Below are 13,330 nucleotides of genomic sequence, written 5' to 3'. Positions count from 1 at the left end.
GGGGCGGCCCCTCGGGTGGGCGGCGCCCGTGCATCGGCGCGTCGCGCCGCACAGCCGCCGCGCCGCGCCCGTCGAGCGCGGCCTTGACCTCGTCGAGCGGGTCGCGCTGCGGCGGCGACGCCGCGGGACTGTCCAGTGCCGCCTTGACCTCCAGGATGGGGTCGGGCCGCCGCGGCGAGCGGTCGTCGACGACGGGCGGCAGGATCGTGGTCAACCGGTCGTCGGGCGGAACCGGGCGGCGGCGGCCGGGCCCTTGTCGCGCGTCGCGCTCGTCCGGCCCCGGACCGCCGGGATCGCCGGGACGGTCGGTGCTCGCGTGCTTGCCCACGCGCTCAGTCGCCGATTCGTTCAGGTCACTGGGCGACTGGTCGTGGCGCCCTTCGTTACTCAATGGCCGTTCGGGCGCCGTTGCGCGCCGTCCGCGTGCGGGTGCCCTTGGGTGGGCGGATCGCACCCATCACATACGACTTCACGAGATGGTTCCAGCTGCAGGTCCGGCACACCTCCACCACGTGCACAGAGAACTCATCGAAGCGGGTCGCCAACATCACCAACTCTTCGGCGGTGCGGGCCGAGCCCGACACCGCACCCAGATGGTCGCCGAATACCCACGAGACCAGGGTCAGCTGTTCCTTCCGGCAGATCGGGCACATGACCTGACTCTGTTTGCCGTGAAACTTTGCGGCGCGCAGCAAATATGGGTTGGCGTCACACACCTCGGACACACCGGTGCGCCCCGAGTACACCTCGGCGAGCAGGGAGCGCCGCCGAAGCGCGAAGTCCACCACTTGTCGCTGCAGTCGCACGCTGACCAGAGTACGTGGCCGCCCGGCCCACCGACACGCAACCAACGCTGTTGCCGGCCGCGCCGCGGCGATCGGCCGTCGCATCCTGTGCCGAGACCAGGGCCATACTCCTACGATCATCGGCGTGGCGAAATTGCCGGGGACCGCGCTCGCTGGTCGAGCGACGACGACCCGCGCCAAAGACAGCGACCGGCAGCACACCTGCGCGATTCTCGACACCGCCCTCAACGACGGCGAGATTTCCGAGCAAGAGCACCTAGAGCGAGTGAGCGCCGCGACCCAAGCGGTCACCCTCGGGGACTTGCAGGACTTGGTGGACGACCTGCAGGACGGCGGCACCGCGCTGCCGGCGTCGGCCACCAGGTGGCGGCCGAAGTTGCCCAAGTTGGGGGGGTGGGGCGTCCTGGCCGCCGCCTTCGCCGCGACGGTATTGCTTGGTGTCCTCATCGGCTGGGGGCTCTACGGCAACACCCGGACGCCGCTGGATTTCACCACCGATCCGGGAGCCAAGCCCGACGGAGTCGGCCCGGTGGTCCTGACCCCGCCCACCCAGCTGCACTCGGTCGGCGGCCTGACCGGCTTGCTCGAGCAAACACGCAAAAGGTTCGGGAACGCCATCGGATTCCGGCTGGTGATCTACCCGACCTACGCGGTGCTCGACCGCCCCGATCCCTCCGACGGCCGCCGCGTGCTGGCCTACGACTACCGCGGCGGCTGGGCCGATCCAACCGGCTCGGCGAAGAGCTCCGCCGACGGCCCCTTCCCAGTCGACCTGGGCAATTTCGACATCGCGGCGACGGGGGGCATCCTGCGCGGCGCCCCGGAGACCCTCCACATGAAGTCCTCCGACGTCAAGGCCACCTATCTGGTGATCGAACCCGCGACGGACCCGACCACCCCTGGGGCGCTCTCGCTGTCGGTGTATGTCTCGACCGACTACGGTGGCGGCGACATCGTCTTCGCCGGTGACGGCACCATCAAGCGGGTCAGCCCGCCCTCATAGCGCCTGGTACACGGCGTATCCCCGGGCGCAGCGCTGTGACGAATAGCGCACCAACACCAGGTAGTGTTGTGGCGAATATATCGAGGCGATACGATGACGCGAGGCGTCGGACCGTTAAGTTCTCAAGTCATTAGCCATCACAAAAGGGGGTGAATCGATGCTTGAGCTCGCCATTCTGGGCCTTCTGATCGAATCGCCCATGCACGGCTATGAATTGCGAAAGCGCCTGACCGGCCTGCTCGGCGCGTTCCGGGCGTTCTCGTACGGTTCGCTGTATCCGGCCCTGCGGCGCATGCAGGCCGAGGGGCTGATCGCCGAGAACGCGGCCCCGGCCGGCACCCCGGTGCGGCGGGCACGGCGGGTCTACCAGCTCACCGACGAGGGTCGCCGGCGCTTCGCGGAGCTGGTGGCCGACACCGGCCCGCACAACTACACCGACGACGGCTTCGGGGTGCACCTGGCGTTCTTCAACCGGACGCCGGCCGAGGCACGCATGCGCATCCTGGAAGGTCGCCGTCGCCAGGTTGAAGAGCGGCGGGAGGGCTTGCGCGAAGCAGTGGCGCGGGCCAGTAGTTCGTTCGACCGCTACACCCGTCAGCTTCACCAACTGGGCCTCGAGTCCAGCGAGCGTGAAGTGAAGTGGCTCAACGAGCTCATTGCTGCGGAGCGGGCCATGCCCGGCCTCTCCGAGCAGACGTAAAACCCCTGCACGAATCCGATCAGCTGAGACACAAGGTTATGGAGTGAGGAGAACGCCCTATGAGTGACCACAAGCCGTTGGGGGCGCCGGAGGCGCAGACGGACGTACGAGTCGCCATTGTCGGCGTCGGGAACTGCGCGTCTTCGCTGGTTCAGGGCGTCCAGTACTACCTCGACGCCGACGAGAACAGCACCGTGCCCGGCCTGATGCACGTGAAGTTCGGCCAGTACCACGTGCGCGACGTCAAGTTCGTCGCCGCGTTCGACGTGGACGCCAAGAAGGTCGGGTTCGACCTGTCGGAGGCCATCTTCGCGTCGGAGAACAACACCATCAAGATCGCCGACGTGCCGCCCACCAACGTGACGGTGCAGCGCGGCCCCACGCTGGACGGCATCGGCAAGTACTACGCCGACACCATCGAGTTGTCCGACGCCGAGCCGGTGGACGTGGTCAAGGTCCTCAAGGAGAACGCTGTCGACGTGCTGGTGTCCTACCTGCCGGTGGGCTCGGAGGAGGCCGACAAGTTCTACGCCCAGTGCGCGATCGACGCCGGCGTGGCGTTCGTCAACGCGCTGCCGGTGTTCATCGCCTCGGACCCGGTGTGGGCCAAGAAGTTCGCCGACGCCGGCGTCCCGATCGTCGGTGACGACATCAAGAGCCAGGTCGGCGCCACCATCACCCACCGTGTGATGGCCAAGCTGTTCGAGGACCGCGGCGTGCAGCTGGACCGCACCATGCAGCTCAACGTGGGCGGCAACATGGACTTTCTCAACATGCTCGAGCGCGAGCGGCTGGAGTCCAAGAAGATCTCCAAGACACAGGCCGTCACCAGCAATCTGCAGCGCGAGTTCAAGACGAAGGACGTGCACATCGGGCCGTCCGACCACGTGGGCTGGCTCGACGACCGCAAGTGGGCCTACGTGCGGCTGGAGGGCCGCGCGTTCGGCGACGTGCCACTGAACCTGGAGTACAAGCTCGAGGTGTGGGACTCGCCCAACTCGGCCGGCGTCATCATCGACGCGGTGCGGGCGGCCAAGATCGCCAAGGACCGCGGGATCGGCGGGCCGGTGGTTGCGGCGTCTGCCTATCTGATGAAGAGCCCGCCGAAGCAGCTGCCCGACGACGTCGCGCGGACGCAGCTCGAAGAGTTCATCATCGAGGGGTAACTCTCCGGTTTCACCGCCTGTGGGGTGAGGGACGCGTCATGCGACCTCGCCCCACCGGCGTCTTCGGTGACCAATTCGTCGACACGACGCTGTGCGGCTGCTTAGCATCATCTCTCGATGAGAGTTCAACCCGCGGCGTTCCTGCGCACGACGCTCCCGCTCGATTTGTCCCGCCTCGCCGAGCTGGACGGCGGCCGCTACCACTCGATCTGGCTCCCCGACCACATGGTCAGCTTCTGGCCCGACTCGATCTGGACTCCGGAATTCACGGACCTAGCCGACGCCTCTGCATCGCCGCACCGCCACCTCGACGGCCTCGCGGTGGCCGCCGCGGCGGCGGTGCTGACCCAGAACGTTCCGCTCGTCAGCGCCGTGGTGGATACCGTGCGCCGGCACCCTTCCCTGCTGGCCCAGACCGCGCTGACCATCGATCACCTCGCCAAGGGGCGCTTCATCCTCGGCCTGGGCAGCGGCGAGAGCGAGAACGCCGTGCCGTACGGCTTCGACTTCGCGCGGCCCGTCAGCCGATTCGAGGAGGCGCTGACGGTGATCCGCCTGCTCTGGGAGAGCGACGGCCCGGTTGACTTCGCAGGGAAGTTCTACTCACTGCGGCAGGCCCGACTGGACACCGAACCCTACGAACGGCGACTACCGTCGATCTGGATCGGCGGCAGCGGCCCGCGGATGCTCGATATCGTGGGCCGGCATGCCGACGGGTGGTGGCCCGCCGGGGCCTGGACTCCGGAGCAGTACGCCGAGATGCTCCGCGCGGTAAGGGCCTCCGCCGACCGCGCGGGCCGCGACCCGATGGCCATCACGCCGTGCTTCATCCAGGTGTGTCTGATCGGAAGCGACGAGGACGCCCTCGCCGAGATTTTGCGGGCGCCGCTGGTCAAGGCGTTTCTGCTACAGGTATCGGCAAAGACGTTGCACGGCTTTGGCTTCGAACACCCCATGGGTGAAACCTGGCGCGGATTTCAGGACATCGACCCGGCCGTGCTCACCCGCGAACGGATCATCGATTTCCTGGCCGGCGTGGAGCCCGAGATGGTCCTGGCCCTCGTACCGCACGGAACGCCGAAAGAGGTCGCGAAAATCATCAAATCGTATGTGGATGCGGGTTTGCGCGTGCCAAAGATTCTCGACTATGGCGCCATGGCCGGTCAGACGTACGCGGCGAGTTCGGCGTTGAATGTTCGGGCGGCCGAGGACGAACTCTTGCGGCTGTGCGGGGACATGCCATGACCGTACCGTTGAACGCCGCCGAGCTGCTCGCGTCCGCGGAGGCCGAGACGGGGTTGTGCGACTACGGTGATCCGACGCTGCCGGAGCGCTTCGCCGTCGCCGTCGGCCATTTGAACCGCCTCGGTATGGACGCCGACGGCAAATGGGAAGCGGCGCAGGTGTGTCGATGGCTGCTGACCTCGCGCCTGAAATTCATCGAAGACCGCAACCGCTACCCGATCGGCGACGAAGTGGTCGAGGCGCCGATGTTCGTCACCGGTGAACCGCGTTCGGGCACAACGCTGATGCATGCGTTGATGTCCGTCGACCCCGGGGCCCGGGCGCTGCGCTTCTGGGAAGTCATGTATCCGTCGCCGCCGCCGGGACTTGCCGGTACCGACGACGCCAGACGCCAGCGGGCCGATGCCGACTGGCGCGAGATCAACGCCAAGCTGCCCAAGTGGCTGCACAGCCACCCCTACAACGACATGCTCGGTGACGGCCTGCCCGAGGACGAACGCACCTGGGCATTCGATTTCCGGGTGATGACACCGACGGCATGGTGGCGGGTGCCGATGCAGTCATTGGTCGGCGGCCTCGCGACCGATGCGGCTGCACAATATCGGCTGCACAAGGCCATGCTGCAACAGCTGCAATACCGCCGACCACGTAAGTATTGGGTGCTCAAGGGGTTTCACGGGTTCCGGCTCAAGGAACTCTTCGACACCTACCCCGACGCGCACATGGTCTGGCTGCACCGCGATCCCGTACAGGTGGCCGCGTCGCGCACCATGATGATGGCCGACATCGCCGAAGGCATCGTCGGCCCGGTCGACCTGCACGCCGAGGCGAAAAAGCACCTCGAGATGACCCGCGCCAGCATCGCCAACACGATGAGCAACCCGCTGGTCAGCGATCCGCGCATCCTGCACATCCGCTACACCGACTTCATCGCCGATCCCGTCGCCGCGGTGGGGCGCTACTACACATTCTGCGGTCGCGAGCTGACGACCGAAGCCGCGTCGGCGATGCGCGGGTACCTGACCGACAACCGCGGGGACCGCTACGGAAAATTCACCTACTCCACCCAACTGCTTGTCGACATCGGTGAAGACCTCGACGCGCTGCACGCCGAATTCCGGTCATTCCGTGAGAGATTCGGCGTCGCGATCGAGAGTCGGTCCTGACATGACAGATCCCGTTGCACAAGCCCACCCCCGTCTGTCCGTGCACGACGTCACCTTCTACGGCGCGCCGCTGGCCGACCTGCAGACGTGTTGGGCGGCGCTCGGCGTGTCCCGGTTGAGCATCCTGGATACCGAACTGTTCGATTCGAACTTTCCAGACCTGTTGCAGCCCAGGGGCTACGCCGTCGAGGCGGTGTATCACTTGTTTGCCGGCGGCAGTCTCTCCGGCGATCCGCAGGCGGCACGGGATGCGTTGCGCCGGGTGATCGACGCCGCGGCGCGCGTGCGGGCGCGCACCGTCTACCTGCTCACCGGTGGCCGCGGTGAGCTGTCCTGGGCACAGGCCGCCGAACGGTTTTGCGCCATGGTCGCCCCCTGTGCGAGGCACGCCAAGGCCGCCGGCGTGGCGCTGGCCGTCGAGAACGCGTCCAGCCTGTACGCCGACATCCATCTGGCCCATACCCTGCGGGACACCGTCGAACTGGCCGAGATGGCCGATCTGAGCGTGTGCATCGATGTGTTTCACTGTTGGGCCGAGGGCGATTTCGAAGCGATGGTGCAGCGGGCGCTGCCGCGGACGGCGCTCATCCAATTGAGCGACTACGTGCTCGGTGATCGGGCGTTGCCGGGCCGGGCGGTTCCCGGCGACGGTGCTATTCCCCTCGAAAGGTTCGTCGCCCAGGCGCTCGCCCTCGGCTACACCCACGGTTTCGACCTGGAACTGATCGGCCCACGCATCGACCGGGAGGGCAGACTGGAATCCGCCCGGCGCGCATGCGGTGTCGTCGGTGCGATGCTCGATGGACTGGGTGCGTGAAAATGACTTTCGGCGACGGCCCCGACGACGCGGCGCTGCAGTCGGCGTGGAACGAATTCTGCGCGCGGCTGCAGCGCGCGGGCGAACAGGTCTTCAAGGACGCCAACCCCGCCTCCCGTGCCCACCGCGTGGACGCGTTCCGTTTTCTGACCCAGAACCTGGGTCAGGCCTTCGATCTGGCGCTCGAGACGCGCGACACCCGCTACCCGGTGCTGCACACCTTCTGCGGGCCGACCCGCAAACTCGGGGGCGACTGCGCCGACTTCACCTACCAGCAGGCCTGGATCGACGGGCGGTCGGCCTACCGGCTGACCGGCAATCGTGGCACCTCGCGGTTCATCAACGTCACCGTCCAGGGCCCGCGCGTACCCGGGCCGGGTGTGCTGCACGAGCCCTTCGGCGACACACCGGAGGCCAACCTGTTCGGCAGTCAACTCAGCGTCGCCGACAACGGACAATTCGAGCTCTACATCGGCGGGCCCGAGCGCGGTCCCAACTGGCTGCCCACCACGTCGGGCTCACGAAAGCTGTTCATCCGCCAGGGCTTTGATCGCTGGGATGAGCTGCCCGCCCAATTACGGATCGAGCGGATCGACATGGTATCCCCCAAGCCGCTGCCCGCGCCCGGCGCGATGATCGAGGCGATGGGCTGGGCAGGTGACTTCGTGACCGGCCTGATGGCGGACTGGCCCGACTTTCCCTTCACCTACGGCGGCGTCGACGCCGACACCCCGAACGCCTTCCCCGACGTCGGCGCGACCGATGCCGACCGCAAGCGCGGCCGCGCCGCCGCCAACATGTACTGGGAGCTTGCGCCCGACGAGGCGCTGATCGTCGAATTCGACGCCCACGACGGCCTGTGGATGCTCACCAACATGGGGGTGTTCTTCAACAGCATGGACTACCTGTACCGCCCGGTGAGCTACACACCCAGCCGCACGAAGGTCGACCGGGACGGCAGGGTTCGACTGGTCATGGCGCACCGCGACCCGAAAGTGCACAACTGGCTGGACACCCAGGGCTTCGAGCGGGGCAACCTGACCTACCGGCACATGCTCGAAGGCGAGCCCGTCGCGCTGGATACCCGAACGGTCAAATTCGACGAGCTGATGAATGCGCTCCCCGAGGGCACCGCCGTGGTCACCGCGGCAGAGCGCTCCGCCGCGATGTGGGACCGGTTCCACGGCATTCGTCGGCGATATCTGCTCTAGTCCTATGGTGGATCCGTGAGTGCGATCCCCGAAGACGAACTGACCGGACTGTCCGAGTTCTCGCTGCTGTTCGAAAACGCCGAGCAGGCGGGCGTTGCGGGGCCGCTGCCCGACGTCGAGCGGGTGGAGTCGGGCACGGCGGGCGAGAAGATCAGCGCGCTGCGCTGGGGCGGCACTCCCCCGCGCGTCGTGTTCCTGCATGGCGGCGGCCAAAACGCGCACACCTGGGACACCGTGATCGTCGGCCTCGGGGAGGCGGCGCTGGCCGTGGACCTTCCCGGGCACGGACATTCGGCATGGCGCGAGGACGGCGACTACTCGCCACAGCTCAACGCCGACGCCGTAGTACCCGCGCTGCGCGAGCATGCGTCACATGCCGACCTCGTGGTCGGCATGTCGCTGGGCGGGTTGACCGCGATCCGGCTGGGGGCGATCGCCCCGGAGCTGGTCAATGAGCTCGTCCTCATCGACGTCACCCCGTCGGCGCTGCAGCGGCACTCCGAGATGACCAAGGAGCAACAAGGCACGGTGGCGCTGATGCACGGCGAGCGGGAATTTGAAAGCTTCCAGGCCATGCTCGACCTGACCACCGCCGCCGCACCACACCGCGAGGTCAAGGCGCTGCGGCGCGGCGTCTTCCACAATTCCCGCCGCCTCGACAACGGCAAGTGGACGTGGCGCTACGACGCCATCAGAAAATTCCCCGACTTCGACGGCCTGTGGGACGACGTCGACAACCTGTCCGCGCCCATCACCCTCATCCGCGGCGGCTCGTCGGGCTTCGTCACCGACGACGACGCGGCCGAACTCGGCAGGCGCGCAACCAATTTCCGCACCGCGCACGTCGTCGAGAATTCGGGTCACTCCGTGCAAAGCGACCAACCGCGCGCGCTGATCGACCTCCTGCGCGGGGTGCTCGACTCGCGCTGAGCCTACGGTGGTCCTATGAATCCCGACCGCCCCATTCGCATCGGCGTGCAGTTGCAGCCTCAGCACGCCCCCCACTATCCCCAGATACGCGACGCCGTTCGCCGCTGCGAGGACATCGGCGTCGACATCGCCTTCAACTGGGACCACTTCTTTCCGCTCTACGGCGATCCCGACGGCCCCCATTTCGAATGCTGGACCATGCTCGGCGCCTGGGCCGAACAGACCTCGCGCATCCAGATCGGTGCGCTGGTGACCTGCAATTCCTACCGCAATCCGGAATTGCTGGCCGACATGGCGCGCACCGTCGACCACATCTCCGGCGGCCGGCTCGTCCTGGGGATCGGTTCCGGCTGGAAGCAAAAGGATTACGACGAATACGGCTACGAATTCGGGACCGCCGGCAGCCGGCTGGACGACCTGGCGGCCGCGATGCCGCGGATCAAGGCGAGGCTGGCCAAGCTGAACCCGGCGCCGACCCGTGACATCCCGGTCCTCATCGGCGGCGGGGGCGAACGCAAGACCCTACGGCTCGTGGCGGAGTACGCCGACCTCTGGCACAGCTTCACCTCCGCCGACGAACTGCCGGGCAAGTCGGCCGTGCTGGAGCGGCACTGCGCCGACGTCGGCCGCGACCCGGCCGGCATCGAACGCTCTGCCGCGGTCAACGGGGACCCGGCGGGCGATCTGATCGCCAACGCCGAAAACCTCGTGAGCCTCGGCGTCACGCTGCTGACCGTGGGCTGCGACGGTCCGGACTACCACCTGGCCGCCGCGGAGGCGCTGTGCAAGTGGCGCGACGGCCGCTGAGTGCCGCCGACGCAATTTGATCGCACGTTTGCCTGTGATTCATCCGCCAAACACCTAAACACGCGCGCCAAGACGTGAGAAACTCTCTGCGCTAGATGGCCGAAGCGGTTTGACGGTATTGAAAGGCACTCAAGAAACGGATGCCGAAGAAATACGGGGTCAAAGAAAAGGATCAGGTTGTATCGCACATCCTCAACCTGGTGCTGACGGGGAAACTGCGCAGCGGCGACCGCGTCGACCGCAACGAGATCGCTGTCGGGCTCGGGGTCAGCCGTGTCCCGATCCAAGAGGCGCTGGTTCAACTCGAACACGACGGCATCGTGTCCACCCGCTATCACCGGGGCGCGTTCGTCGAGCGGTTCGATGAGGCCACGGTCCTCGAGCACCACGAACTCGATGGCCTGCTCAACGGGCTCGCCTCGGCGCGCGCGGCCACCAACCCCACGCCGCGGATCCTGGGACAACTCGATGCGCTCATGCGATCGTTGCGCTCCGCGAAGGAATCCCGGGCCTTCTCAGATATCGCAGGCGAATATCGGCGCACCATCAACGAGGAGTACGCGGGGCCACGGTTGCACGCCACAATCCGCGCGTCGCAAGACCTTATCCCGCGGGTCTTCTGGATGACATACCAGTGCAGCCGCGACGACATGTTGCCGTTCTACGAGGACGAGACGTCCGCAATACACCGGCGTGACCCCGAGGCCGCGCGGGCCGCGTGCGTCGGGCGGTCCATCCTGATGGCCCAAACCATGCTGGCGGAACTGTTTCGGCGCAGGGTGTTCGCCGCGCCCGACGACATCGGCCAAGTCGTTCCCCAGGTCTTCACCGGCGCCGAAGCCCCGCTCGGCGAGCCGTCGATCGTCCTGTAAAAGCTGCTTCGACGCGCCCGGTCGCCCGACTGCCGATACGGTAGCCGTGATGAGTTTGCGCCTGGACCGGCGTACCAAGCGCCGAAAGCTCTTCGCACTGGCCACGACGATGTTGATGGTCTGCGGCCTGACACTGGCTGCCCCCGCGGCCGCCGACTGGAACCAATGCGCGCCCGGGGGCCTGGAGAGCGCGCGGCACTTGCCCAAGGATCTGACCGAGACGCCGAGCGCGGGTCACGACGACGTGGACACGACAGCCTCCGTCGAACCGCTCAGCTCCGTCGACGTCGGCGCGTTGGGCCTCGGGACTCCGGGCGTTCTCACGGTCGGCACGCTGTCGGACGCCCCGCCGAACATCTGCATCAATCCGACGGGGGAATTCAGCGGCTTCGACAACCAGTTGCTGCGCGCCATCGCCGGCAAGCTCGGCTTGCAGGTCCGCTTCATCAGCACGGACTTCTCCGCGCTGCTCGCCCAGGTGGCGTCGCGACGCTTCGACGTCGGCTCGGCATCGGTGAAGGCCACCGACGCGCGGCGCCGCACGGTTGCCTTCACCAACGGCTACGACTTCGGCTACTACTCGCTGGTGGTGCCCCCCGGCTCGGCGATCCACAAATTCAGCGACCTCGCCGCCGGCCAGCGCATCGGCGTGGTCCAGGGCACCGTCGAGGAGTCGTACGTCGTCGACACGTTGCACCTGGAACCGGTGAAGTATCCCGGCTTCGCCACGTTGTACGCCGCCCTCAAGACGCGCCAGATCGACGCGTGGGTGGCGCCCGGGACGCTGGCGTCGACCGTGATACGGCCCGGCGACCAGGCGATGGTGGTCGCGAACACTTTCAGCCCAGGCAATTTCGTGGCCTACGCGGTCGCCAAAGACAACCAGCCGCTGGTCGATGCGCTGAATTCCGGGCTCGACGCCGTCATCGCCGACGGCACCTGGGCGAACCTGTACTGCCAGTGGGTGCCGCGGCCCCTGCCGCCCGGCTGGAAACCCGGGTCCAAAGTCGCGCCTGCCCCGCAGTTACCGGACTTCGCCGCGATCGCCGCAAGCCACCACCGTGAGTCGGCCGGCCCGGGCGCGCCGATGTCGACGCTGGCGCAGTTGCGCGAGTCCTTCTTCGACTGGCACCTGTATCGACAAGCGATCCCCGCGCTGTTGACCGTCGGATTGCCCAACACGTTGATTCTGACGAACAGCGCCCTGGTCATCGGCTTGGCGCTCGGGATGGTGCTGGCAATGGCCGGCCTGTCGCGCTCGCGCTGGGTGCGCTGGCCCGCGCGCGTGTACACCGACATCTTCCGCGGTCTCCCCGAAGTGGTGATCATCCTGCTCATCGGGATGGGCATCGGGCCGTTGGTGGGTGGGCTGACCAACAAGAATCCGTATCCGTTGGGCATCGCAGCGTTGGGATTGATGGCCGCCGCCTACATCGGCGAGATCCTGCGCTCGGGCATCCAGAGCGTCGATGCCGGCCAACTCGAGGCCTCCCGCGCACTCGGGTTCAGCTACACGGCCGCGATGCGTCTGGTGGTGGTGCCGCAGGGAATACGGCGGGTGCTGCCGGCACTGGTCAATCAGGCCATCGGATTGTTGAAGGCCTCCGCGCTGGTGTACTTCCTTGGCCTGGTCGCCCAACAGCGCGAGCTGTTCCAGGTCGGCCGGGACCTCAACTCGCAGACCGGCAGCCTGTCGCCGTTGGTGGCCGCCGGTCTCTTCTACCTGATCCTGACCATCCCGCTGACCCACCTGGTGAACTACATCGACGCCTGGCTTCGCCGCGGGCGCGTCGCCGCCGAGCCGGACGACCACGCCGGCACGCTCACGACGCAGTTCGGCCAGGAGATCACGTGACCGCCGGCGCCTTGAGGCGCCCGTCAGTATCGCTGGTGGCCAAGGACATTCACCAAACCCTCGGTAAAAACCTGGTGCTGCGCGGCGTCGATATCGAGGCCCCGGCGGGCAGCACAGTCGCCATTATCGGGCCGTCCGGCTCGGGCAAGTCGACGCTGCTGCGCACCCTGAACCGACTGCACGAGCCGGATAGCGGCGACATCTTGTTGGACGGCCGGTCGGTGTTGCGCGACGATCCCAACAAGCTGCGCCAGCGCATCGGCATGGTGTTCCAGCATTTCAATCTCTTTCCGCATCTGAGTGTGCTGAAAAACGTTGCGTTGGCGCCATCCAAGCTGCACCGGCTGCCCGCAGACGCGGCCCGGGAGCTGGCGCTGACGCAGCTGGACCGAGTTGGCCTGAAGCACAAGGCCGATGCCCGGCCCGGCACGCTGTCCGGCGGCCAACAACAGCGGGTCGCCATCGCCCGCGCGCTGGCGATGGCCCCCCAGGTGATGTTCTTCGACGAGGCGACCTCGGCGCTGGATCCCGAAATGGTCAAGGGGATTCTGCAACTGATCGCCGACCTCGGCGCCGACGGCATGACCATGGTGGTCGTGACGCACGAAATGGGTTTCGCCCGGTCGGCATCCGACACGGTCGTTTTCATGGATCGCGGCAAGGACGTGGAATCCGGGCCTCCCGAGCAGATATTCGAAGCCGCAAAAACCGAGCGGCTGCAACGATTCCTATCCCAAGTGCTATGACGGTTC

The 13,330-nt window shown here is 66.9% G+C and carries 13 protein-coding genes and 1 pseudogene; 12 read left to right on the top strand and 2 right to left on the bottom strand.

Annotation, left to right across the window (positions count from 1 at the left end; translation table 11 throughout):
• Positions 1-328, bottom strand: a pseudogene (locus A5787_RS18690) (penicillin-binding protein); the annotation flags it as partial.
• A gap of 55 nt (positions 329-383) precedes the next feature.
• On the bottom strand, positions 384-806 hold the full coding sequence (locus A5787_RS18685; protein WP_066969657.1) for a DUF5318 domain-containing protein: 423 nt from the start codon (positions 804-806) through the stop codon (positions 384-386).
• A 124-nt stretch (positions 807-930) separates the two neighbouring features.
• Between A5787_RS18685 and A5787_RS18680 the strand changes: the two genes are divergently transcribed.
• The 12 genes from A5787_RS18680 (at position 931) to A5787_RS18625 (ending at position 13,324) form a co-directional block, all read left to right on the top strand.
• Positions 931-1,809 (top strand): DUF1707 domain-containing protein, encoded by an 879-nt coding sequence (locus tag A5787_RS18680; protein ID WP_066969653.1) that lies wholly within the window; start codon positions 931-933, stop codon positions 1,807-1,809.
• 157 nt (positions 1,810-1,966) lie between these two features.
• Complete coding sequence (locus A5787_RS18675; protein ID WP_066969651.1) at positions 1,967-2,509, top strand: PadR family transcriptional regulator; 543 nt, start codon at positions 1,967-1,969, stop codon at positions 2,507-2,509.
• Positions 2,510-2,568: 59 nt separating this feature from the next.
• Positions 2,569-3,675, top strand: a complete 1,107-nt coding sequence (locus tag A5787_RS18670) for an inositol-3-phosphate synthase (protein ID WP_066969649.1) — start codon at positions 2,569-2,571, stop codon at positions 3,673-3,675.
• A gap of 117 nt (positions 3,676-3,792) precedes the next feature.
• Complete coding sequence (locus tag A5787_RS18665; protein WP_066969647.1) at positions 3,793-4,920, top strand: LLM class flavin-dependent oxidoreductase; 1,128 nt, start codon at positions 3,793-3,795, stop codon at positions 4,918-4,920.
• Positions 4,917-6,086, top strand: a complete 1,170-nt coding sequence (locus A5787_RS18660; RefSeq protein WP_066969645.1) for a sulfotransferase — start codon at positions 4,917-4,919, stop codon at positions 6,084-6,086. The genes A5787_RS18665 and A5787_RS18660 overlap by 4 nt, the downstream gene beginning before the upstream one ends.
• A 1-nt stretch (position 6,087) precedes the next feature.
• Positions 6,088-6,903 (top strand): sugar phosphate isomerase/epimerase, encoded by an 816-nt coding sequence (locus A5787_RS18655; protein ID WP_066969643.1) that lies wholly within the window; start codon positions 6,088-6,090, stop codon positions 6,901-6,903.
• A gap of 2 nt (positions 6,904-6,905) precedes the next feature.
• A complete protein-coding gene (locus A5787_RS18650; RefSeq protein ID WP_066969641.1) occupies positions 6,906-8,114 on the top strand; it encodes a DUF1214 domain-containing protein in 1,209 nt (402 codons plus the stop codon).
• A gap of 24 nt (positions 8,115-8,138) precedes the next feature.
• The gene (locus A5787_RS18645) at positions 8,139-9,044 is read left to right on the top strand and encodes an alpha/beta fold hydrolase (protein ID WP_369829142.1); all 906 of its coding nucleotides are present in this window, start codon (positions 8,139-8,141) and stop codon (positions 9,042-9,044) included.
• Between the two features lie 15 nt (positions 9,045-9,059).
• On the top strand, positions 9,060-9,851 hold the full coding sequence (locus A5787_RS18640) for an LLM class F420-dependent oxidoreductase (protein ID WP_066969637.1): 792 nt from the start codon (positions 9,060-9,062) through the stop codon (positions 9,849-9,851).
• A 140-nt stretch (positions 9,852-9,991) separates the two neighbouring features.
• On the top strand, positions 9,992-10,723 hold the full coding sequence (locus A5787_RS18635; RefSeq protein WP_066969635.1) for a GntR family transcriptional regulator: 732 nt from the start codon (positions 9,992-9,994) through the stop codon (positions 10,721-10,723).
• Positions 10,724-10,772: 49 nt separating this feature from the next.
• Complete coding sequence (locus tag A5787_RS18630; RefSeq protein ID WP_066969664.1) at positions 10,773-12,578, top strand: ABC transporter substrate-binding protein/permease; 1,806 nt, start codon at positions 10,773-10,775, stop codon at positions 12,576-12,578.
• A gap of 11 nt (positions 12,579-12,589) precedes the next feature.
• Positions 12,590-13,324, top strand: coding sequence for an amino acid ABC transporter ATP-binding protein (locus tag A5787_RS18625; protein WP_369829141.1), 735 nt, complete (start codon positions 12,590-12,592; stop codon positions 13,322-13,324).
• Positions 13,325-13,330: the final 6 nt, after the last annotated feature.

The sequence above is a fragment of the Mycobacterium sp. 852002-50816_SCH5313054-b genome, from assembly GCF_001667185.1.
Classification (GTDB): domain Bacteria; phylum Actinomycetota; class Actinomycetes; order Mycobacteriales; family Mycobacteriaceae; genus Mycobacterium.
This window is presented reverse-complemented; position numbering and strand designations above follow the sequence as displayed.